A 22,874-nucleotide genomic window follows, 5' to 3' on the forward strand; every position below is an offset into this window, starting at 1 on the left:
TTCTTTTTTGTAAATTTTAAAATATGTGAGAGCGTCTTTTTAAGAACATTTTAATTTATTTTCAAATACATAAAAATAGCAGATAATAATTATACTTTTCTTAGGCATTGAAAATAAAAAGCGTACTGGTTTGATTAGCAGTACGCTTTTTGGGTAATCAATTTTTCTTTTTCTATTTTTCTACAACTATTCTTTTAGTGATTTGTCTATATTGTGAGTTTAACCTTATCAAATAAACACCATTACTTAGACTGTTTGTATTTATACTTACAACACCTCCATCTAATAAATTTAGTTTACCTGACAATATACGTCTTCCTCCTATATCTGAAACATCGTAATTTACGTTTTCATCTCCAAAGGCAGCCATATTAACAGTTAATCGATTAGCTACAGGGTTAGGAAAGAGTCTCACTTTACTATCACTGAATTTTTCTAATTCATCATCACTTAGAACCGCCTCTATGTTAGCAGGTAATTCAGCCATTGTCAATCCAACAGAACGTCCATTGAAAAGATCACCTAAATATTTACAGAACCATTTTGAGCGGATAACGACATTTATTGCCCCGTGAACATCCAATGAAGCGCAAATATTATTACTTGTGACAATATTAAGCACATCATAACCAGTTGTTACACCAATTTCAACAACACTTAAGTCTAAAGTACTCGGATTATAAACTAAACTGTGTATTCTGTAAAGCCCTGAATTCTCAACATCAAATGTAGGTTGATCAGAAACACCAAGGATTGTAAGGGTAAAACCTTCAGTTAAAACATACAACTGCTGATATCCGTCTGGAATTGTTGGTTCGTCATAAGCCTTCGCCATAATCGTAGTAAGTCCCCCTTCATAACAACTAATTGGGTAGCTAGAATACATAGTACCTGCATCAGCCAAACACTCACCACTCTCCTCTACCATTACGGGCGCACCCGCCGCATCAAGGGAGGCACATATCCCGGCGTTGCCAACTACGGTAAGCACGTCAACACCAGTGGTCTCACCAATCTTGACGATGCCAAGGTCTAGGAAGTTAGCACTCTCGGCATTACCGTCGTATACCAATGTATGTATCGTATAGAGCCCTGCTCCGTCTACCGTGAACTCGGGCATGTCGCCCACCTGCTCGATGACCAAGCCCTCACCCGAGGTAAGCACGAACAGCTTGCTGTAACCGTAGGGAACGTTGATGTCTCCGTTGGGCGTAGCGCTTATCGTGGCCGATCCGTTGGCTAGTACCACCTTGTCCATATCCGCTGTCAGCGTACCGGCATCGGCACTACAGGCCTCTACCATTACCGGAGCGCCTGCCGCATCCAATGAGGCACATATCCCGGCGTTGCCAACTACGGTAAGTACGTCAACCCCAGTGGTCTCCCCAATCTTGACGATGCCAAGGTCTAGGAAGTTGGCACTCTCGGCATTACCGTCGTATACCAATGTATGTATCGTATAGAGCCCTGCTCCGTCTACCGTGAACTCGGGCATGTCGCCGACCTGCTCGATGACCAAGCCCTCGCCGGAGGTAAGCACGAACAGCTTGCTGTATCCGTAGGGAACGTTGATGTCGCCGTTGGGCGTGGCGCTTATCGTGGCCGATTCGTTGGCTAGTACCACCTTGTCCATATCAGCTGTCAGCGTACCGGCATCGGCACTACAGGCCTCTACCATTACCGGAGCGCCTGCCGCATCCAATGAGGCACATATCCCGGCGTTGCCAACTACGGTGAGCACGTCAACCCCAGTGGTCTCCCCAATCTTGACGATGCCAAGGTCTAGGAAGTTGGCACTCTCGGCATTACCGTCGTATACCAATGTATGTATCGTATAGAGCCCTGCTCCGTCTACCGTGAACTCGGGCATGTCGCCCACCTGCTCGATGACCAAGGCCTCGCCGGAGGTAAGCACGAACAGCTTGCTGTAACCATAGGGAACGTTGATGTCTCCGTTGGGCGTGGCGCTTATCGTGGCCGATCCGTTGGCTAGTACAACCTTGTCCATATCAGCTGTCAGCGTACCGGCATCGGCACTACAGGCCTCTACCATTACCGGAGCGCCTGCCGCATCCAATGAGGCACATATCCCGGCGTTGCCAACTACGGTGAGCACGTCAACCCCAGTGGTCTCCCCAATCTTGACGATGCCAAGGTCTAGGAAGTTAGCACTCTCGGCATTACCGTCGTATACCAATGTATGTATCGTATAGAGCCCTGCGCCATCTACTGTGAACTCGGGCATGTCGCCGACCTGCTCGATGACCAAGCCCTCGCCGGAGGTAAGCACGAACAGCTTGCTGTATCCGTAGGGAACGTTGATGTCGCCGTTGGGCGTGGCGCTTATCGTGGCAGATCCGTTGGCAAGTACAACCTTGTCCATATCAGCTGTCAGCGTACCGGCATCGGCACTACAGGCCTCTACCATTACCGGAGCGCCTGCCGCATCCAATGAGGCACATATCCCGGCGTTGCCAACTACGGTAAGTACGTCAACCCCAGTGGTCTCCCCAATCTTGACGATGCCAAGGTCTAGGAAGTTGGCACTCTCGGCATTGCCGTCGTATACCAATGTATGTATCGTATAGAGCCCTGCGCCATCTACTGTGAACTCGGGCATGTCGCCGACCTGCTCGATGACCAAGCCCTCGCCGGAGGTAAGCACGAACAGCTTGCTGTATCCGTAGGGAACGTTGATGTCGCCGTTGGGCGTGGCGCTTATCGTGGCAGATCCGTTGGCAAGTACAACCTTGTCCATATCAGCTGTCAGCGTACCGGCATCGGCACTACAGGCCTCTACCATTACCGGAGCGCCTGCCGCATCCAATGAGGCACATATCCCGGCGTTGCCAACTACGGTGAGCACGTCAACCCCAGTGGTCTCCCCAATCTTGACGATGCCAAGGTCTAGGAAGTTGGCACTCTCGGCATTACCGTCGTATACCAATGTATGTATCGTATAGAGCCCTGCTCCGTCTACCGTGAACTCGGGCATGTCGCCCACCTGCTCGATGACCAAGCCCTCACCCGAGGTAAGCACGAACAGCTTGCTGTAACCATAGGGAACGTTGATGTCTCCGTTGGGCGTAGCGCTTATCGTGGCCGATCCGTTGGCAAGTACAACCTTGTCCATATCAGCTGTCAGCGTACCGGCATCGGCACTACAGGCCTCTACCATTACCGGAGCGCCTGCCGCATCCAATGAGGCACATATCCCGGCGTTGCCAACTACGGTGAGCACGTCAACCCCAGTGGTCTCCCCAATCTTGACGATGCCAAGGTCTAGGAAGTTAGCACTCTCGGCATTACCGTCGTATACCAATGTATGTATCGTATAGAGCCCTGCTCCGTCTACTGTGAACTCGGGCATGTCGCCCACCTGCTCGATGACCAAGCCCTCACCCGAGGTAAGCACGAACAGCTTGCTGTAACCATAGGGAACGTTGATGTCTCCGTTGGGCGTGGCGCTTATCGTGGCCGATTCGTTGGCTAGTACCACCTTGTCCATATCAGCTGTCAACGTACCGGCATCGGCACTACAGGCCTCTACCATTACCGGAGCGCCTGCCGCATCCAATGAGGCACATATCCCGGCGTTGCCAACTACGGTGAGCACGTCAACCCCAGTGGTCTCCCCAATCTTGACGATGCCAAGGTCTAGGAAGTTGGCACTCTCGGCATTACCGTCGTATACCAATGTATGTATCGTATAGAGCCCTGCTCCGTCTACTGTGAACTCGGGCATGTCGCCCACCTGCTCGATGACCAAGCCCTCACCCGAGGTAAGCACGAACAGCTTGCTGTAACCATAGGGAACGTTGATGTCTCCGTTGGGCGTGGCGCTTATCGTGGCCGATCCGTTGGCTAGTACCACCTTGTCCATATCAGCTGTCAACGTACCGGCATCGGCACTACAGGCCTCTACCATTACCGGAGCGCCTGCCGCATCCAATGAGGCACATATCCCGGCGTTGCCAACTACGGTAAGTACGTCAACACCAGTGGTCTCACCAATCTTGACGATGCCAAGGTCCAGGAAGTTGGCACTGTCGGCATTGCCGTCGTATACCAATGTATGTATCGTATAGAGCCCTGCGCCATCTACTGTGAACTCGGGCATGTCGCCCACCTGCTCGATGACCAAGCCCTCACCGGAGGTAAGCACGAACAGCTTGCTGTAACCATAGGGAACGTTGATGTCTCCGTTGGGCGTAGCGCTTATCGTGACCGAACCGTTGGCAAGTACTACCTTGTCCATATCCGCTGTCAGCGTACCGGCATCGGCACTACACGGTGGTGCTAATCTAAATGTGATTGTTTTTGAATCACATGGTGTTGTTGACAGATAAGACTTGAAAGCTTTCGCTGTAATCCTGAAATTACCATCACCAAGATGCCATGCTCCTCCCCCTGCCGGAAAGGTATAAGGCTTAAAATTTTCGGTAATTGTATAGGTTTTGTGAGTGTCGAGATTTTCGACTTTGTAGTAAACCCTTTTAATTTCGTCTGTAACTATTGTATTGAAATAAAAATTCATTGGAAGTTCTGACTGTGCATAAGTACCACCATCTGTGATAGATGCTACTTCATGGCCGTTGGAAAATTCAAAGTATTCTATTTCACCACAATTATCGTCTGCTTGAGAGAGCAGCGTAAAGAACAAAAATAATGAAGTAAGTAGGTAGTTTAGATGGGGAAATCGTTGATGTAATACTACTTTCATGATTTTTTGTTTAATTAATTTGAAACAAAATTAAACATTTTTATTCTTTTTGTTTAACTTTTTTGAAAAAATTATAAACAATTTAAAATCAAACAGCCTTCATACCTCTGTTTTGTTGACAAGAAACAATATGAAAAATCAAAACTTAAAACCAGTTAAATGCCTGAATATCAATATAAAAACTAAAAAATATCGTAAAGAAAAAAGTTCATTAGCAAAGAACTACACTAAACATTAAAAAAAAAATTAACGGATGGTAAATGACTGATTTTGTTTAACTTCTATAATTCTTAAGAGACAAGAAGTGTTTATTTATAGAAAGGTTATTCCCAGTTGAGAACTATTTTAGGAAGGGAAAAAGAATGTAGATTTAACTAGTTTATATTAGGGACCTAATGTTTGCATAAGAATTTTGAAGAGCATTATCCGCTTGGCTTTTGCTTAACCATTTTACTTTTGTTATACCCTCTTTTTCTTGCGGATAAAGTTTACCATCAAAGCTCGTTGTCATCTCAAACCAATACGTAATTTTTATTTTGTGCTTTCCATTACGCTTAAAAATATGATACGTAGTTTGCAATGGTTTGGTGATTTGGAGACCATTAACGCCTGTTTCTTCCTCAACCTCTCTGATGGAGGTTTCTTCTATGGTTTCTTTGCCTTCAGCTTTTCCTTTTGGTAAATCCCATTTTTCATTTCTGAAAATAAATAAAATTTCATTTTTAGAATTTAGGACTTTTCCTCCACCAGCTATAACATTGGGTAATTTTTTTAAGAACTTAACAAGTAGTTTATCGGGTTTTTTATGAATGAGCCTAACTTCCTGTAAAGAAGATTTATTGAGGGCTTTAATAACCTTTCCAATATTTACAGTATCTAACAAATAATTTTTAAAGTTTGTTTCCTGCTCAACTTTGTTTGTTAATATTATGGGCTTGTCTCCAACAAAAACTTTATACATACAATCATTCAAAAATATGTTGGCAATATAAAAATATCTTTTAAGTAATAAATTGGCTTTTGTTAAAAAAAAAAAAATCAATCTTGATATTACTTTTACAATAATTGTAATTTAGCCCTCATGATTTTTAATAAAAATACAGCAAGAAAAACAGCCGAAGTTTTATTACAGGTTAATGCGATAAAACTCAGCCCAAAAGCACCATTTACTTGGGCCTCTGGATGGAAATCACCCATTTACTGTGATAATCGAATCATTCTTTCGTTTCCTCCCATTCGTAATTATGTTAGGGAAACCATGGCGAAACAGATAGAAAAACAATACGGCAAACCCGATGCCATTGCTGGAGTTGCCACAGGAGCCATTGGTATAGGCATGCTAGTTGCCGAATACCTTGGTTTACCTTTTATTTACGTAAGACCCAATGCAAAAGGTCATGGTCGTAAAAATCAGATTGAAGGTTTTATTGAAAGCGGGCAAAATGTTGTTGTTGTAGAAGACTTAATAAGCACAGGAAAAAGTAGCTTAAATGCAGTATCTGCTCTAAGGGAAGCTGGCGTAAACGTTAAGGGCATGATCGCCATTTTTAGTTATGGTTTTGATATTGCAACCGAGAATTTTGAAAAAGAAAACGTATTTCTGCAAACCTTGGGCAACTACGAAAGTTTACTCGATCAAGCATTAAAAACGAAATATATAACTGAATCGGAATTGGAAACCTTATCTGAATGGAATTCCAACCCAAGCGAATGGAATGGTATTTGATTTAGTAAAGCAAATAATGACAAACTATGAATCTAGAATCTCCTAAAATAAACGTTGAAAAATCACCAGAAGAAGTATTTGCTTTTTTAGCAGATGTTAAAAACTTCGAATCATTAATGCCAGAAAACATAAGCAAGTTTGAAGTTCTTGAAGACGACAAGTTTGTTTTCGCTTTAAAAGGCATGCCAGAAATTATCCTGAAGAAGAAAGAGGTCATAGCACCTAACAAAATTGTTTTAGGTGCAGCCGGGGGCAAAATCGATTTTTCGTTAGTTGGTAATATTGTAGAAGCTAGTGATAATTCAAGTGACGTGCAACTATTGTTCTCTGGAGACTTTAACCCCATGATGTCGATGATGATAAAAGGTCCAATTACCAAATTTATAGAAACACTAGCTACAAGTATCCCAAATGCCATTTAGCTTGTAAATAATAATGTAGCTATCACATTTTCATCATTTCAAATCTTGAAAAACCACATATTTGTGAAAATCGGTAGTTTTTGTTTTGTGTAAAACATAACCTGATTTAGTAGAGTAATTCTATTTGCTTTAAATCAAATTTTGCAATTATACCATCTTCTATGGCCACCATTAACTTTCCGTATTTGGTGACTCCTCTTATAAACCCTGAAAACAAATTGCCTTCACTGTTTTTAAAGGTAGAAGGTTTGTCTTTCCTAAAGAGATTGGCTTCATATTCATTTTTTACTAAATCATATTCACCTTTTTGTAAAAGTTCAGAATATTCAATAGTACATGTTATAATTCTGTGTAAAACTTCATCTAAATTGAAATGAACACCGGAAATATTTTTCAAAGATGATGCTTTTGGTAAGCCTTCAAATTTGGTTTGGTTTACATTGACCCCGACACCGATGATGGTTGACTCTAGTTTGTTTTTTATGACATTTTCTATTAAAATTCCGCATATTTTTTTATTATCTGACAAAATGTCGTTTGGCCATTTTATTGATACGTTTGGGATATTGAAAGATTTTAATGCCTTTAAAATAGCCAAAGACATCGCCATACTTAAATAAAAGGGAAACTCAACTACATGTATACTTAAATCCTTAAACATACTAAAAGTGAGGTTTTTAGAACCTTGCGAACTCCAAACAGTACCCATTTGTCCTCTACCATTAGTCTGCTCTTTTGCTACAACAACCGTATAGTCTTCCACTTCATTATCCATAATGTACCTTCGCAAATAACTATTTGTAGAATCGGTGGCATTAAGTTTGATTATATTCACTGACAAAGGTTATGTTTTAAGAAAAAAATCTTATGATTTTTTTAAAGTGTAAACAACTAAAAAAGTAATAACTTTGCACAAATTAAATAAATTTAATGGCGAAAGAAAAAATAAGCGCAGACCAATTAATATCCGTAATTATAAGTGGCATTGAAGATGTTAAGGGGCAAGAGATAAATATTTTAGATTTAAGGGAGATTGATAATACGGTTTGCGATTACTTCATAATCTGTGAAGGGACTTCAAACACACAAGTAAACGCCATAGTTAACTCCATCCAAAAAAAGGTAAGCAAAGAACTTAAAGATAAACCTTGGCATACTGAAGGTGAAGATAATGCAGAATGGGTACTTATAGATTACGTTAATGTTGTTGTACATGTTTTCCAAAAGCATGTAAGGGAATATTATGATATTGAAAGCCTGTGGGGTGATGCTAAAACAACATTAATAGAAACAAGTTATTAAAGACACATGGCAAACGATAAAAAAAATCCAAGAGAAAAAAAACCAAAATTTAGTCCTTATTGGATCTACGGCTTATTGATTGCCCTTTTTCTTGGCTTTCAATTCTTTGGAGATAGTGGAAACAGTAGTGGTTCTAAAATTACCACATCAGATTTCTTCGAGTTTTTGAAAGAAGGTGATGTTAAGAAAATTGATATTGTAAAAAACACAAGGGTAGCCAGAGTGTATCTTACAAAAGATGCTGAAATAAAAGATGTTCACAAAAACTCCAAACAACAACCTTTTATTCCTACTGTAAGCGCTTTACCTAATTACAGATTTGAATTTGGAGATCTTCAAAATTTTGAAAATAAGCTAAACGAAATCATTGTAGATCTGGATTCTAAACCTGTTATTGAATTTGATACTGAAACAGATACCTTCGGTAATATACTCATAGGCATATTACCATTTATACTTCTTATTGGTGTATGGATTTTTATCATGAGACGTATGTCTGGTGGCGCTGGCGGAGGTGCTGGTGGACAAATCTTTAATATCGGAAAGTCCAGAGCTAAACTATTTGATCAAAATACAGAAGTAAAAACGTCTTTTAAAGATGTTGCAGGACTCGAAGGTGCCAAAGAAGAAGTTCAAGAAATTGTAGATTTTTTAAAATTCCCCGAAAAATATACAACTCTAGGAGGTAAAATTCCGAAAGGAGCTCTTTTAGTAGGGCCTCCGGGAACAGGTAAAACCTTATTAGCTAAAGCCGTTGCAGGTGAGGCCAAAGTACCTTTCTTCTCGCTTTCTGGTTCAGATTTTGTGGAAATGTTCGTAGGTGTGGGAGCATCTCGTGTTAGAGATTTATTCAAACAGGCTAAAGAAAAATCACCTTCAATCATTTTTATCGATGAGATTGATGCCATTGGTAGAGCTAGAGGTAAAAACGCTATGTCTGGAAGTAATGATGAACGTGAAAACACATTAAATCAACTACTTACCGAAATGGATGGTTTTGGGACCAATACCAATGTTATTGTTCTTGCAGCTACCAACAGAGCAGATATTTTAGATAAAGCTTTGATGCGTGCGGGACGATTTGACAGACAAATTTATGTGGACTTACCAGATGTACGTGAGCGTAAAGAGATTTTTGAGGTACACTTGAGACCATTAAAAAAATCCAAAGGCTTAGACACAGATTTTCTTTCGAAACAAACACCTGGATTTTCTGGTGCTGATATTGCAAATGTGTGCAACGAAGCTGCTTTAATAGCCGCAAGAAACGGTAAAAAAGAAGTTGATAAACAAGATTTCCTTGATGCAGTAGATAGAATTATTGGTGGTCTGGAAAAGAAAAACAAAATCATAACTCCGGCTGAGAAAAAAGCAGTGGCTTTTCACGAAGCAGGACATGCCACCGTGAGTTGGATGCTCGAACATGCAGCGCCACTAATTAAAGTTACTATTGTGCCTAGAGGACGCTCTTTAGGAGCAGCTTGGTATTTACCCGAGGAACGATTAATTGTTCGACCAGAGCAAATGTTGGACGAGATGTGTGCTGCACTTGGAGGAAGAGCCGCCGAACAAGTTATATTCAATAAAATATCTACCGGGGCTTTAAGTGATTTAGAAAAAGTAACTAAGCAAGCCCGCGCCATGGTAACTATTTATGGGCTAAGTGACAAAATAGGAAATCTTACTTATTACGATTCTTCGGGTCAAAGTGAATACGGATTTACAAAACCTTACAGTGAGCAAACAGCCGAGCTTATAGACAAGGAAATTTCAGATATCATTGAAAAGCAATACCAACGCGCTATAAAACTTCTTGAAGAGAATAAAGATAAACTCACAGAACTGGCCGAAGTACTTCTAGATAAAGAAGTTATTTTTAAAGATAACCTAGAGAAGATTTTTGGAAAACGTAATTTTGGAAGCTCGGAGGAGAGCCCAAAAGAAACAAGCGAAAAAAACGAAAATACAGAAACTGAAGAGGAATCTGAAAACAGTTAAAATACAACTTTTTGTTGGCCTTTTATTAAAAATCTTAAATTAACCATATGGTTAGTTTAAGATTTTTTATATTTGATTATCAACGAAAGAATTGGGTTAATAGCAAGAGCTAAATGAGTCTTTTTAGAAAACTATTTGGTTCCAAATCTCAAAAAACAGGAGAGGAACTAAAATCTGAAGATAGAGGCAAATATATGCCTGAAGTTAAGCTGCCAATAGACGAAAGGTTTACCATAAACTTTAAGGCTAATGGTGGTAAGTTTTTGTATTGCGAAAATTTAAACGAAGTCTACGAAAATCTTCAAAATATCATTGATGAAAACAAATGGCAGGAGAAGAAAGTCCTTCTCTTGGATAAAAATCTTGAAGATAAATTCAAAAATTCCAATCTAAACCCGACTAGAACAGTTAGCGCATCTACTTTTTTTCTCACTACCTGTGAGAATCTCATAGCAGATGATGGTTCTCTACTCATTTCATCAAATCATATCTTCGAAAAAAAATTACCGGAATTACCCTTTAATTTCATTGTTTTTGCCACCACAAGTCAGATTACAGAAAACATTGGAGAAGGGCTACGTGGTATAAAATCGAAAAACAAAAATAATATCCCTACCAATATCACAACCATAAAGCACTTTAAATCGGGAGAGGAAAAAGATTTCTTGAGCTATGGAAGCAGTGCCAAAAACCTTTACCTACTACTTTTAGAAGATCTATAATACATGAAAGAAACCCTAACAAGAGGGCTCTCGGGCATACTTTATATTGCTTTATTAATTAGTTGCTTTCAAAACGAACATGCGTTAATCATACTGTTTTTTGTTTTCGGATTGATTTCCCTTGCTGAGTTTAAAAAACTCATTCAATTAAAAAGTTTCATTCCCTACATAATTTTTGTTATTCTATATTTTGTGTTTGTTTACTGGAAACTGGTTTTAAACACCAATTTTGGTCTAGATGAAGCCATTCAGATTTTAACCGTCATTACAATTTTTGTTGAATTATTTCTTATCAAAGATTTATTTTCTGAAAAAAAAATTCCCCTTTTTGCAACTAAGAGATTCATACTAACAACTTTCTATCTTTCAAGTGCTTTCGTTTTCATTACACTTATAGGAAACTATCAAGATAGTAACAATGCCTATATTCTACTGGGCGCTTTTATTCTTGTGTGGGTTAATGATTCTTTTGCTTATATCGTTGGTAAGAATTTTGGCAAACAAAAATTATTCGAAAAGATTTCTCCCAAAAAAACAGTCGAAGGTTTTCTAGGAGGTCTCCTCTTCTCTTGTATAGCAAGTTATTTTATTGCTAACTTTACAGAAACACTAAACTTTACCAATTGGCTCATATTAAGCATTATCGTAAGTGTTTTTGGGACTTTGGGCGACTTGATAGAGTCTAAATTTAAAAGGCAGGCGGGTGTTAAAGATAGTGGTGTCATCATGCCTGGTCACGGCGGTTTGCTAGATCGTTTAGATAGTATCATATTTGCAGCACCATTTATTTATTCATTTTTAAGTTTACTAAATTATGTTTCATAAAGAAGGCCATAAAATCATTTTAATAACATTTCTTATTGTTATAGCGGGTGTTGTTCTTGCCGACAGTTTTATTACAATTGAATGGCTTAGGTTAATTTTAATCATAGCACTGCTAGTCTTGTTGGTATTAATCCTGCAATTTTTCAGAAATCCAAAGCGACGAACACTTGCAAATGACAAACAGGTAATTTCACCTGTTGATGGGAAAGTAGTGGTGATTGAGGAGGTTTTTGAAAAAGAATATTTTAAGGAAAAACGATTACAGGTTAGTGTTTTTATGTCGCCAATAAACGTACATGTAACCCGTTATCCTATTGGCGGCAACGTACTATTTAGTAAATACCATCCCGGAAAATATTTGGTGGCCTGGCATCCTAAAGCTAGCGAAGAAAATGAACGCACAACCATTGTTGTAGAAAATGACACTTATGGTAAAGTGTTATACAGACAGATCGCCGGTGCTCTTGCAAAGCGTATTGTGAACTATGCGAAACCAAATGACAAGGCCGTTCAAGGTGCCGATGCTGGATTTATTAAATTTGGCTCTAGGGTAGATTTATTTTTACCTCTAGATACCAATATAAAAGTTGCGTTAAACCAAAAAGTTAGAGGTGGAGAAACTGTAATTGCAGAACACTAAATGACAAACGAGGAACTAGACATAGCATTTAAAGAAGCGGTAGCTAGAGTTAACGCCCATACAGAGCCTTTCCCTGCAGATACGCTTCTAAAACTTTATGCCTATTACAAAAGAGCTACCAACGACTACGGAAGACCTAGAAGCCGTGAAGCGCTAATAAATGCGTTTAAGACCAATGCGCTATTCCAAGCCAAGGATATTACCGAGGAAGAAGCCAAAAGACATTATGTAGATTTGGTAAACAAGTACTTTCTTTACAGGGAGTAGTTACTCTTTTGAAAAGCTTTTCTTGAGCTTCCAAAATTACCGATAAATTATTGTAGAGCTAATTTTTGTTAAAAGTTTTGGCTACCGATAAAACACCACTACCTTCACAGATTTTTGTTCATAAATAGCTTATTTATGATTCATAAACTGATGGATACATACATCCTTTTTAACTTGATTTTGTAAAAAATTTCATCTACTTTCGTTTATCTGATATAAGTTATTGAAACGTTGCATATCAGTAAAACCCTCGGCAATAATTTGAGATAACCCTAAAAAAATAAATAGACTGAATGAAATACTATATTAGCTTTTTAGTTTTAAATGCATTAATTTTTATGACTACTTCTTGTCAAGAAAATAGAAACATAGAAAACAAGTTTTCATCATTAAATGATACAATCTCAATAAAAACAAAAAAAATAAAAGGAAGAGGGTTATTTGAATTAGGGTACGGCAGTCTAAAATTTAAAGATACTTCTGAAACCTTTTCTAATTCGATTAAGTATCCAAAAAACATAGAAAACATAAAACGATATCAATTAAAAGTTGATTTTAGTGAAAAGCAAAATAACAATGTGGAAATTTTATTGGGTAACAAAAATGGAAATCAAGTTTTTATAGTAGACCAAAACAACAATAAAGATTTAACTGATGATATTGTAAGAATGTGTGAAAATATAATTTGGACAGCTCCTCCAGAAATAATTAAATGTGAATATTTGATTTCCAATGGAAAAGAAATGGTTAAAGATTCATCTTGGCTATGCATTGGTAAAGGAAATGGAAAAATTTTATTAGGAAAAAGAGAATATTTTCTCGGGAAATTCAGTATTGATAATGAGAATTATGAAATTGGTGTTATTGAGCCGAGAAACTCTATGAGCTTTGCCTATAACTTTTTACCTGAAATTGCACTATTATCAAAATTTGGAGTAAATAAAGATTCTTTATCTTACAGTGATTTAATTAAGATTGGTGAAATCTTAATTTTAAACGACAAACATTATCGCTTTGAAAAAATATCTAATAATGGAGATTTAGTAACACTAGTAAAAGAAGAAAGATTTGATAATAAAATTGGAACTCAGAAAGGGATGATTGCCCCCGAATTTAAGGCTATAACAATTTCAGGAGATACTATTACCAATTCTATTTTCGGAAAAAAATTAACAGTTATAGCTAATTCTTGTGGATGTGGAGGAGACAAGAAGTCTACAGAGGATTTTTACGAAATGGAACGGTTATACGGTAATGATATTAATGTTTTACACGTAGACTTTAACATAAAAAAAACAAATACTGGAATACATATTGACTCAGAAAAAGAGTTTAACAAAGATTTTTCCAATCATTACAGACAAGAATATTGTTCAAGAATTTGCTATGTAATTGGAAAAAATAAAAGAATTATTGATAAATTCAATATCAATCAATGGAAAGATAGATTATCTACCATAATCAATAAAAACTAATGCCAACATATCCTACCGAAAATTCCTTCCATTTTGTTATGTTGTTTTACGGCCGAAAATCCTGAAGAATATTAACTAAATCTTTAAATAAATGAAAAACAAACTATTCTTGACTTTTATTTTATTAACCACTGTTACTATTCACGCTCAAAGAATTAAAAACAACCCTGAATTTAAAAATATTATAGTAATAGATACCACAAAAACAATTTCAAAAATAGTTGAACTTGATAAAGTTGTACATGGGTTTGGCCCTTCTGGTAATTTCGGTATTGAAATAGGTTCAAGAGATTTAATTAGTAAAAATAGTGAGGAGTTAAAAGGGTACCCTACAATGAAAAATCTACCTGACTCGTTGACCAATATAAAAGAGTATCTTATTATTTTGAACGACCTACAATTCTACTACCAAAATTACAAGCAGGGTATTTATAGCAAAGAATTCTTTCTTCAAAGTGTTAAAGTAAGGAAAAGAAACCTTTCAGATACTATCCATTTAACTGATAAGATGGTAAAAAACACAATTTCAGTAGTATCTGGTTTAACAACGGATGATAGAATTGTATATATAGTCGATACCAATAATAATAATGATTATTCTGATGACGAAATGAAGCCTCTATTGTTTGATTTAAGAAAACATGATGATATAATTAAAAATTCTCAATCTGTTGATATCGAATATTTTGATGGAGATTCAATAAAAAAAGACCAACAATTGCTTTGGGTCAAAAACAGTTATAATAGTCAAGAATTAACATTTAGTTTTCCGCAATTTAGATATGGTAAAGTCGAATTAGGGAACGAAACCTATTTGATGATTTCCGAATCATTTAGTCTTAACAATTCTATCTATCTAGTAAAAGACCGCCCTTATTTTAGCAATCTTGACCGAAAAGATATGATAAACCCTTATCAATATTTAAATGTAAATGGTTATTACATACAATATTCTCCAGTTTCACAAAACAATGATAAAGTAAAACTAACCATAAGTTCTGACGACTCGGATAATAGAAAGACTCCCATCGGAGCTCAAGTTGGAATGATAGCCCCAAATTTTAGTGGCAATAATATACTAGATGACATTAAAATTTCTTTGGATAAATACAGAGGGAAATATGTATATGTCGACTTCTGGAGCTCATCATGTCCCCCATGCATCATAGAGTTTCCCTACATAAATGAAACTTACAATAAATTTAACAGGAGTGAAATAGAATTTATTGGAATTGCCGACATTAGGAAAAACATTGATATTAAAAAATTTGTTAAAGAAAAGAATATTAATTGGCCAACTATTAATGAGGCAGAAAAAACAACAATTACAAAAGGCTATAACATCAACTCCTGGCCAACTACATATCTAATTGATCCTAACGGAAGAATTATTGCTACCAATTTGAGAGGAAAAGACTTGAACAATAAATTAGAATTGTTAGGAATATCTACAAAAAAATAAGAAACGTGTTCTAGCATCTATAATAATAATTGCTTGGTTCTAGCCTACTCGGAAAATCCTGCGGATTTTCCTCTGGTTCGTTCCATTTTTTCTAAGTTAGGGGCTTAACCACGCAACTATCCTAACACCAACCGTTAAACGAACACTACCCCAAACTAGCTAAACTCGCCTTTAAGGTTTCAATCTTAGCCAATGCATCTGCTTCCTTTTTCTTTTCACTAGCGACAACCTGCTCTGGCGCATTATTTACAAAACGTTCGTTAGAGAGTTTCTTTTGTACAGATTTAAGGAAACCTTCAGTATAACTTAACTCGTCTGTTAGCTTTTTAATTTCAGCCTCCACATCAATAGCACCAGCCATTGGTATAAAGTATTCGTTAGATTTTACACGATAGGTCAACGCGCCATCAATTGTTTCGTTTACATATTCAACACCTTCAAGGTTACCTAATTTCTTAATAACGGCATCGAAAGTGTTGGCTTGCTTTTCATTGTTAATTACCGAAAACGCGATAGCATCTTTAAACGCAATATTCTTTTCTTTTCTTATGGTCCTAATACCAGAAATAACATCGGCGGCAAAATCAAATTCAGCAATTAAGGGTTCATTTGCAGGTTTTAATTCTGGCCATGTAGCTACTATTAAGGCGTCTTCTGATGTTCTTTCAGTAATTAACTGCCAAATTTCTTCGGTAATAAACGGCATAAACGGATGCAAGATCTTTAAGTTGTCTTCTAGTAAACTTATAACTGCATTGTATGTTATAGCATCTATTGGTTGTTGATATGCTGGTTTTACAATTTCCAGTAACCAACCGCAGAAATCATCATAAATTAATTTGTAAATGGCCATAATAGCATCGCTTAAGCGGTATTTACTAAAATGGTCTTCAATGTCTGCTAAAGCTTTTTGAAATTTAGCTTCGTACCATTCTAATGCTATTTTACTGGATTGTGGCTGCTCAACAGTTTCAGACACCTCCCATAAGGTTGTTAAATAAAACGCACTCCAAATTTTATTACCTAAACCTTTTCCTTGCTGACATAGGGCTTCATCGAACAATAAATCGTTACCAGCAGCTGCACTCAACAGCAATCCAACACGTACACCTCCAGCACCGTATTCCTCGATAAGTTTTAAAGCATCGGGTGAATTCCCCAGAGACTTACTCATTTTACGACGTTGTTTATCGCGTACTAAACCTGTTAAATACACATTTTTAAAAGGCTTATCATTTTTGTACTCGTACCCAGCAATAATCATACGGGCCACCCAGAAAAATAGAATATCTGGACCTGTTACCAAATCGTTGGTTGGGTAATAGTATTTTATATCGTCGTTTTCGGGGTTTCTTATGCCATCAAAAACGCTCATTGGCCATAACCACGATGAGAACCAAGTGTCTAGCGCATCGGTTTCTTGTTTTAAGTCTTCTTTAGTAATTGACCTCTCGACTCCGCTCGAGGTGACATTTAGCTTTTTATTAGCCAATTCTAGAGCTTCTTCAACAGATTCTGCAACAACAAAATCTTCTTTGCCATCGCCATAGTAATATGCCGGAATTTGTTGCCCCCATAATAACTGACGTGAAATATTCCAATCGCGGATGTTTTCCATCCAGTGACGATAGGTGTTTTCGAACTTCTTTGGGAATAACTGAATGTCATTTTCTTCATCTAAAACTGCCTTAATAGCCGGTTTTACCAAATCTTCCATCTTTAAAAACCACTGGTCTGATAGCCTTGGCTCAATGATAGCTTTGGTTCTTTCTGAAATTCCAACACGGTTATTATGTTCTTCAATCTTAGCAATCAGTCCTAGCTCGTCAAGTTCCTTTACAATGGCCTTTCTAACCTCAAAACGGTCTTTGCCCTCGTAATGCAAGCCGTAACTATTTAGAGTAGCATCTTCATTAAAGATATCTACCACTTCTAAATTGTGCTTGTCCCCTAATACTTTATCGTTCTCATCATGAGCCGGTGTAACTTTTAAACATCCGGTACCAAACTCAACATCTACATACTCATCTTCAATTATAGGAATCACTCTATCACAAATTGGCACAACGGCCTTTTTACCTTTTAAATTGAAATGACGCTCATCTGTTGGGTTGATGCAAATTGCTGTATCTCCCAAAATAGTTTCAGGGCGTGTAGTTGCAATAGTTAAAAAGGCCTCCCCTAACCCCTCCGAAGGAGGGGAACTCTCACTCTTATGTTGAGCATCCTGCTCAGTTCCCCCTTCGGGGGTTAGGGGGCTTATTTTATATTTTATATGATATAACTTCCCTTGTTTGTCGATATACTCAACTTCTTCATCCGATAAAGTAGTTTTGGCTTCAGGATCCCAATTCACCATTCTATAGCCACGATAAATTAAGCCTTTGTTATATAAATCCACAAATACCTTAATCACCGCTTCACTCATATCGTCATCCATAGTGAATTTAGAGCGGTCCCAATCGCAAGAACACCCTAGCTTTTTCAATTGCTCAAGAATAACACCCCCATATTCATGGGTCCAATCCCAAGCATGTTTTAAAAACTCATCTCTAGTTAAATCGTTTTTATTAATTCCTTGTTCCTTTAACTTAGCAACAACCTTGGCTTCGGTAGCAATAGAGGCATGATCTGTTCCGGGTACCCAACACGCATTTTTACCTTGTAAACGCGCCCTTCTAATCAATACGTCCTGTATGGTATTGTTAAGCATATGCCCCATGTGCAAGACTCCGGTAACATTAGGCGGAGGAATGACTATGGTATAAGGCTCTCTTTCATCGGGTTCTGAATGAAAATAATTATGTTTCATCCAGTAGTCGTACCACTTGCTTTCTACCTTGCTAGCATCGTATTTAGACGGAATTTGCATACTTTGGAATGATTTTTGACTTTTGATGAGCAAAAGTACTTATATTTCTGTTTCTGTGAAAACTATTGTGTCCTTTTGGACGGTTAATAATTTAACTAAAATTTTAGGGTATCACAGGAAAGTTATATGTAACTTTAGCCAAGTAGAATATGTTAACATTGGTGCATTTCATCTATAAATTTTGCATGTTGTAGAAAAAGTACCTATGTTTACGAAGAATTAAAAAATAAAGTAATGAAAAATTTAATTACAATTTTATTTATCGGATTAGTCAGCTTTTCTGTAAATGCACAAGACAAAGTCGCTAAAATTAAGTTTGAGACTGAAACTATAGACTATGGTACTATTGAAAAAGGTTCAGATGGTGTTCGTGTTTTTGAATTTACAAATACAGGAGATGCGCCTCTAGTAATTACTGATGTTAAATCGTCTTGTGGTTGTACCATCCCTTCAAAACCTAAAGAGCCTATCTTACCTGGTAAAACTGGTGAAATTAAGGTTAAATATGATACTAACAGAGTTAACCCTATAAGAAAGACTATAACGGTAATATCTAATGCCGATACACCAACAGTTGCCCTAAAAATAAAAGGTTTGGTTGTAGACTCGAGCAAAGCAAGTATTATTGAAAAAAAGGATAAAAGTATCGTTCAGAAATAAAAATATATTTATCTAAAGATTAAAGGCCTAAAAAATTGTTTTTAGGCCTTTTTTATTTAATCTAACAAACTTTCTAATCTAAAGGTAAACGTTAGGATGTCTTGTCCCCTTTCTACTTTCAATCTAATCTGTTTACCTACGTTACCATAAAAATCTAACATAATACTCTGCAATTCCATTTGATGCGTAGACTTACCATTAACCGATAAGATAATATCACCTTTTTTTAAACCTGCATTATAAGCTGCTGAATGTTCCCTAAGTTCAACAACAGCTATTGCTGGTTTTAAAAGCAGTTTATATTGTCTACTTAAATGAAAGGTAGCACTATTGTCCCCATCAGACTGGTTCTTGCCAAATACTTTATAGCTACTGGGCTCATACTCTTTAATTAATCGCATACCCTGGTGAGCTAGCTCAATACCACTTCTGTTATAACTAAACTTTTCTTTAAAATTTTTGTTTTTACTTATTGTAATCAGGGCTTTATTATAGTCCAATACAATATTAAAACGTTTAAGAACATTTCCGGCTAAACTACCGTTTCTAACTTTAACACGTTTGGCATGAACAATAGACGTTGAATCTGGATAAGCAACATTCACGTTTTTGAGCACAAACGAGCTTAAATGGAGTGCACCTATTCGTCCTCTTTTCCCAAAAACACTTCCACTTAATCCTCTACCCAAAAAATCTTTAAAATAGTTACTTCCAGATTGTATCCCCAAAGAATCATCTTCAAATAACCACAAACTATCGCTACCACCAGAATCTATTAAAAGCTTTACAGGAATTTTATTTCCACCCATACTTACATGAGCATTCAAATAAGGTTTATCATTATAAAACTCAAGATTTAGGCGTTCACATTTTCTACATGACTTGTACTTGTACAATTCTGGTTTAGTCAACTTTATATGGCCCGAGACATATTTTATTTCAACTACAAAATCTTTGAATATATCGAGTCCAATAATACCATGTATGGGAACGCCCAATCTCGAACCAAAATCAACACCTAAATCATAAACTGAAAATAAATCCTGTTCGATACTTATGGCTTCTCCTATTTCAAATATATTACGTTGCGATTTTGAGGCCTCTACAACTTCACCACCGCCAAGGCCCCTCATAAAAATAGACTCCGAGCTTTTTAAGTTTAAAGAGTCTGAAGCATTTAAAAAATTGAAGATAATGGGTTTGCTCACCCCCGTATCCAAAATAAAAGATAAGTCCACGCCATTGACCTTTACAGGAATAACGATTAGATTGTTAATTAGCTTGAAATTAACTTTTGTAACTTGTTTTTTATTCTGAATTATAAATTTGTTTTGAGAAAACAATCCATGACAACAAGTGATTAAAAGCAAAGCTAATGGCACTAACTTTTTCATTTATAGAAATGTATCATTAGTTGTTTCAATTTACAAATCTTTCAAAAAGGCTTTGGATTTATCATCAATTTTTAAAAAAACTTTAAGATAATTTTCTCAAATTTGCAGACTAAAATTAAAATTGGATGCCAACAATATCTAAAAAGGGACAATTAATGCCGGAATCTCCAATAAGGAAATTGGTTCCGTATGCAGAGGAAGCTAGAAAACATGGCAAGCATATATATCATTTAAATATTGGACAGCCCGATATTAAAACACCCGAAATCGCTCTAAATGCAGTAAAAGAAAATACTGTAGAGATTTTATCCTATTCACGTTCTGAGGGCTCTGAAACCTACAGAAAGAAATTAGCAGCATATTACGATTACCATAATATTAAAGTTTCTCATAAAGATATTGTAGTTACTACTGGAGCTAGCGAGGCCATTGCCTTTATATTTGGTAGTATTATGGATGTTGATGACGAGGTAATAATTTGCGAACCTTTTTATGCGAATTACATTGCCTTTGCCACTGCTGCAAGTGTAAAAGTCGTTCCGATTGTCTCTAAAATGGAAGATAATTTTGCATTACCCGAGATTGAGGAATTTGAAAAGCTAATTACACCAAGAACAAAGGCCATAATGATATGCAACCCAGGAAACCCTACAGGTTGCTTATATTCAAAAGAAGAAATTAAACAATTGGCCGATATTGTTAAGCGCCATGATTTGTTTTTAATATCTGATGAAGTATACCGTGAGTTTACATATGATGGGGAACCTCATTATTCTATTTTAGAGTTAGAAGGCCTTGACGAACACACCATAATGATAGACTCTGTTTCTAAACGTTACAGTATGTGTGGTGCAAGGGTTGGTTGTTTGGTAACCAGAAATGAAACCATAAGACATACCGTTTTAAAATTTGCACAAGCACGATTAAGTCCACCTACTTATGCTCAAATAGCCAGTGAAGCCGCATTAGATACTCCTCAAAGCTATTTCGAGGAAGTAAAAAACAAGTATATTAACAGAAGAGATACCTTAATTGAAGCACTCAAAAAAATAGATGGTGTTAAAGTTTCTTTGCCTAAGGGTGCGTTTTATTGCATCGCTGAACTTCCGGTAAAAAATGCCGATCATTTTGCACAATGGATTTTAGAGTCTTTTGATATTGATAATGAAACGGTTATGGTAGCTCCTGCAAGCGGATTTTACTCCTCTCAAGATATTGGTAAAAACCAAATAAGAATTGCCTACGTACTTAATAGAAGAAGCTTGGTTAAAGCCGTAAATATTATAAAGGAAGCCTTAAAAGTTTATAAAGACTAGTGCATATTGAACAAAACATATCTTTAAAACCTTATAATACGTTTGGTATTGATGTTAATGCCAAATATTTTATTTCAGTTTCAAATAACAAGGAATTAAAGGATGTTTTAAAATTATCGAACTACCCTAAGAAATTAATATTAGGTGGCGGCAGCAACATGCTCCTTACCAAAGATTTTGATGGACTTGCTATTCATGTTAACATAAAGGGTATTTCTGTTATTACAGAAAACAGTGATTATGTTACGGTAAAAGCTAACGCAGGTGAAAACTGGCACGGGTTTGTTTTATGGTGTCTAGACCATGATTATGGAGGTATTGAAAACCTATCATTAATCCCCGGAAATGTTGGCACAGCTCCCATACAAAATATTGGAGCCTATGGTGTGGAACTTAAAGATACTTTTGAATCTTGTAAAGCAATTTCCATTGATAACCAATCCTTAAAAACATTTTCAAAATCAGATTGTGAGTTTGGTTATAGAAATTCCATTTTTAAAAATGACGCCAAGGGCAAATTCATCATCACCAGTGTTACTTTCAAACTAAGCAAACGAAATCATACTTTACATACTAACTACGGTGCTATAACTTCAGAATTAGATACTATGGGCGTAAGAACGCCAACGATTCAAGATGTTTCTAAAGCTGTAATTGCCATTAGAGAACGTAAATTGCCAAATCCGAAGGTGATAGGTAATAGTGGTAGCTTTTTTAAAAATCCTGTGATCTCTACAACCCTATTTAAAACGCTACAAGATAATTTTGAAGATATCCCAAGCTATCCTATTTCTGAAACAGAAGTAAAAGTACCGGCCGGTTGGCTTATAGAAAAATCAGGGTTTAAGGGCAAACGTTTTGACAGTTACGGCGTTCACAAAAACCAAGCCTTGGTGTTGGTTAATTATGGAGGTGCTAAAGGTGAAGATATTTTAAAGCTTTCTCAGTTAATCCAGAAAACTGTAAAGAGATTATTCAATATTTCTATCGAAGCCGAGGTTAATATCCTGTAATGTAAAAGAAATTTCTAAATTTGGAGTAATTGTATCATCGGCTAAACTGCATTTAAT

18 protein-coding genes are annotated in these 22,874 nt (G+C 36.9%); 13 read left to right on the forward strand and 5 right to left on the reverse strand.

All coding sequences use genetic code 11. The features are described from left to right. Window positions 1-172: 172 nt before the first annotated feature. Both M0214_RS01425 and M0214_RS01430 read right to left on the reverse strand, forming a co-directional pair. A complete protein-coding gene (locus tag M0214_RS01425) occupies window positions 173-4,723 on the reverse strand; it encodes a T9SS type A sorting domain-containing protein (RefSeq protein WP_248723696.1) in 4,551 nt (1,516 codons plus the stop codon). 379 nt (window positions 4,724-5,102) lie between these two features. Continuing rightward, window positions 5,103-5,684: an NUDIX hydrolase gene (locus tag M0214_RS01430; protein ID WP_248723697.1), complete on the reverse strand. Its 582-nt coding sequence runs from the start codon at window positions 5,682-5,684 to the stop codon at window positions 5,103-5,105. Window positions 5,685-5,804: 120 nt separating this feature from the next. Here M0214_RS01430 and pyrE point away from each other — a divergent pair, with 120 nt between their 5' ends. Beyond that, window positions 5,805-6,449: an orotate phosphoribosyltransferase gene (gene pyrE, locus M0214_RS01435; RefSeq protein WP_248723698.1), complete on the forward strand. Its 645-nt coding sequence runs from the start codon at window positions 5,805-5,807 to the stop codon at window positions 6,447-6,449. 26 nt (window positions 6,450-6,475) lie between these two features. Next, a complete protein-coding gene (locus M0214_RS01440) occupies window positions 6,476-6,871 on the forward strand; it encodes an SRPBCC family protein (RefSeq protein WP_248723699.1) in 396 nt (131 codons plus the stop codon). 106 nt (window positions 6,872-6,977) lie between these two features. Here the strand turns inward: M0214_RS01440 and M0214_RS01445 are convergent, their stop codons facing one another. Beyond that, window positions 6,978-7,706: a biotin--[acetyl-CoA-carboxylase] ligase gene (locus tag M0214_RS01445; RefSeq protein WP_248723700.1), complete on the reverse strand. Its 729-nt coding sequence runs from the start codon at window positions 7,704-7,706 to the stop codon at window positions 6,978-6,980. A gap of 95 nt (window positions 7,707-7,801) precedes the next feature. Between M0214_RS01445 and rsfS the strand changes: the two genes are divergently transcribed. The 8 genes from rsfS to M0214_RS01485 all read left to right on the forward strand — a co-directional run bounded on the left by rsfS (window position 7,802) and on the right by M0214_RS01485 (window position 15,562). Then, the gene (gene rsfS, locus M0214_RS01450; RefSeq protein WP_248723701.1) at window positions 7,802-8,173 is read left to right on the forward strand and encodes a ribosome silencing factor; all 372 of its coding nucleotides are present in this window, start codon (window positions 7,802-7,804) and stop codon (window positions 8,171-8,173) included. Window positions 8,174-8,179: 6 nt separating this feature from the next. After that, window positions 8,180-10,171: an ATP-dependent zinc metalloprotease FtsH gene (gene ftsH / locus M0214_RS01455; RefSeq protein ID WP_248723702.1), complete on the forward strand. Its 1,992-nt coding sequence runs from the start codon at window positions 8,180-8,182 to the stop codon at window positions 10,169-10,171. Window positions 10,172-10,284: 113 nt separating this feature from the next. Continuing rightward, window positions 10,285-10,893, forward strand: coding sequence for a lactate utilization protein (locus M0214_RS01460; protein WP_248723703.1), 609 nt, complete (start codon window positions 10,285-10,287; stop codon window positions 10,891-10,893). Between the two features lie 3 nt (window positions 10,894-10,896). After that, window positions 10,897-11,718, forward strand: coding sequence for a phosphatidate cytidylyltransferase (locus M0214_RS01465; RefSeq protein ID WP_248723704.1), 822 nt, complete (start codon window positions 10,897-10,899; stop codon window positions 11,716-11,718). Next, window positions 11,708-12,358: a phosphatidylserine decarboxylase family protein gene (locus M0214_RS01470; RefSeq protein WP_248723705.1), complete on the forward strand. Its 651-nt coding sequence runs from the start codon at window positions 11,708-11,710 to the stop codon at window positions 12,356-12,358. The genes M0214_RS01465 and M0214_RS01470 overlap by 11 nt, the downstream gene beginning before the upstream one ends. Then, window positions 12,359-12,625: an acyl-CoA-binding protein gene (locus M0214_RS01475; protein ID WP_248723706.1), complete on the forward strand. Its 267-nt coding sequence runs from the start codon at window positions 12,359-12,361 to the stop codon at window positions 12,623-12,625. Window positions 12,626-12,918: 293 nt separating this feature from the next. After that, the gene (locus M0214_RS01480; RefSeq protein WP_248723707.1) at window positions 12,919-14,100 is read left to right on the forward strand and encodes a hypothetical protein; all 1,182 of its coding nucleotides are present in this window, start codon (window positions 12,919-12,921) and stop codon (window positions 14,098-14,100) included. Window positions 14,101-14,191: 91 nt separating this feature from the next. After that, complete coding sequence (locus M0214_RS01485; protein ID WP_248723708.1) at window positions 14,192-15,562, forward strand: TlpA disulfide reductase family protein; 1,371 nt, start codon at window positions 14,192-14,194, stop codon at window positions 15,560-15,562. A 145-nt stretch (window positions 15,563-15,707) separates the two neighbouring features. Here the strand turns inward: M0214_RS01485 and M0214_RS01490 are convergent, their stop codons facing one another. Next, entirely contained in the window at window positions 15,708-18,434 is a 2,727-nt protein-coding gene (locus tag M0214_RS01490) for a valine--tRNA ligase (protein ID WP_248723709.1), read from the reverse strand. 234 nt (window positions 18,435-18,668) lie between these two features. Here M0214_RS01490 and M0214_RS01495 point away from each other — a divergent pair, with 234 nt between their 5' ends. Beyond that, on the forward strand, window positions 18,669-19,094 hold the full coding sequence (locus tag M0214_RS01495) for a DUF1573 domain-containing protein (RefSeq protein ID WP_248723710.1): 426 nt from the start codon (window positions 18,669-18,671) through the stop codon (window positions 19,092-19,094). 56 nt (window positions 19,095-19,150) lie between these two features. Here M0214_RS01495 and M0214_RS01500 read toward each other — a convergent pair whose 3' ends face one another. After that, window positions 19,151-20,488 carry an aspartyl protease family protein gene (locus M0214_RS01500; protein ID WP_248723711.1) on the reverse strand — a complete coding sequence of 446 codons (1,338 nt, stop codon included), beginning with the start codon at window positions 20,486-20,488 and terminating at the stop codon, window positions 19,151-19,153. 125 nt (window positions 20,489-20,613) lie between these two features. Between M0214_RS01500 and M0214_RS01505 the strand changes: the two genes are divergently transcribed. Both M0214_RS01505 and murB read left to right on the forward strand, forming a co-directional pair. Then, window positions 20,614-21,804, forward strand: coding sequence for a pyridoxal phosphate-dependent aminotransferase (locus M0214_RS01505; protein WP_248723712.1), 1,191 nt, complete (start codon window positions 20,614-20,616; stop codon window positions 21,802-21,804). After that, window positions 21,804-22,817 (forward strand): UDP-N-acetylmuramate dehydrogenase, encoded by a 1,014-nt coding sequence (murB, locus tag M0214_RS01510; RefSeq protein WP_248723713.1) that lies wholly within the window; start codon window positions 21,804-21,806, stop codon window positions 22,815-22,817. Before M0214_RS01505 ends, murB begins: the two co-directional genes overlap by 1 nt. The last annotated feature ends 57 nt before the right edge of the window (window positions 22,818-22,874 follow it).

The organism is Seonamhaeicola sp. ML3, assembly GCF_023273855.1.
GTDB lineage: Bacteria > Bacteroidota > Bacteroidia > Flavobacteriales > Flavobacteriaceae > Seonamhaeicola.

What these genes read in the sequence shown, in the direction of transcription:
- M0214_RS01425 (WP_248723696.1), bottom strand. Translation starts at nt 4,723, where the DNA reads ATGAAAGTAGTATTACATCAACGATTTCCCCATCTAAACTACCTACTT.
- M0214_RS01430 (WP_248723697.1), bottom strand. Translation starts at nt 5,684, where the DNA reads ATGTATAAAGTTTTTGTTGGAGACAAGCCCATAATATTAACAAACAAA.
- pyrE (WP_248723698.1), top strand. Translation starts at nt 5,805, where the DNA reads ATGATTTTTAATAAAAATACAGCAAGAAAAACAGCCGAAGTTTTATTA.
- M0214_RS01440 (WP_248723699.1), top strand. Translation starts at nt 6,476, where the DNA reads ATGAATCTAGAATCTCCTAAAATAAACGTTGAAAAATCACCAGAAGAA.
- rsfS (WP_248723701.1), top strand. Translation starts at nt 7,802, where the DNA reads ATGGCGAAAGAAAAAATAAGCGCAGACCAATTAATATCCGTAATTATA.
- ftsH (WP_248723702.1), top strand. Translation starts at nt 8,180, where the DNA reads ATGGCAAACGATAAAAAAAATCCAAGAGAAAAAAAACCAAAATTTAGT.
- M0214_RS01460 (WP_248723703.1), top strand. Translation starts at nt 10,285, where the DNA reads ATGAGTCTTTTTAGAAAACTATTTGGTTCCAAATCTCAAAAAACAGGA.
- M0214_RS01465 (WP_248723704.1), top strand. Translation starts at nt 10,897, where the DNA reads ATGAAAGAAACCCTAACAAGAGGGCTCTCGGGCATACTTTATATTGCT.
- M0214_RS01470 (WP_248723705.1), top strand. Translation starts at nt 11,708, where the DNA reads ATGTTTCATAAAGAAGGCCATAAAATCATTTTAATAACATTTCTTATT.
- M0214_RS01475 (WP_248723706.1), top strand. Translation starts at nt 12,359, where the DNA reads ATGACAAACGAGGAACTAGACATAGCATTTAAAGAAGCGGTAGCTAGA.
- M0214_RS01480 (WP_248723707.1), top strand. Translation starts at nt 12,919, where the DNA reads ATGAAATACTATATTAGCTTTTTAGTTTTAAATGCATTAATTTTTATG.
- M0214_RS01485 (WP_248723708.1), top strand. Translation starts at nt 14,192, where the DNA reads ATGAAAAACAAACTATTCTTGACTTTTATTTTATTAACCACTGTTACT.
- M0214_RS01490 (WP_248723709.1), bottom strand. Translation starts at nt 18,434, where the DNA reads ATGCAAATTCCGTCTAAATACGATGCTAGCAAGGTAGAAAGCAAGTGG.
- M0214_RS01495 (WP_248723710.1), top strand. Translation starts at nt 18,669, where the DNA reads ATGAAAAATTTAATTACAATTTTATTTATCGGATTAGTCAGCTTTTCT.
- M0214_RS01500 (WP_248723711.1), bottom strand. Translation starts at nt 20,488, where the DNA reads ATGAAAAAGTTAGTGCCATTAGCTTTGCTTTTAATCACTTGTTGTCAT.
- M0214_RS01505 (WP_248723712.1), top strand. Translation starts at nt 20,614, where the DNA reads ATGCCAACAATATCTAAAAAGGGACAATTAATGCCGGAATCTCCAATA.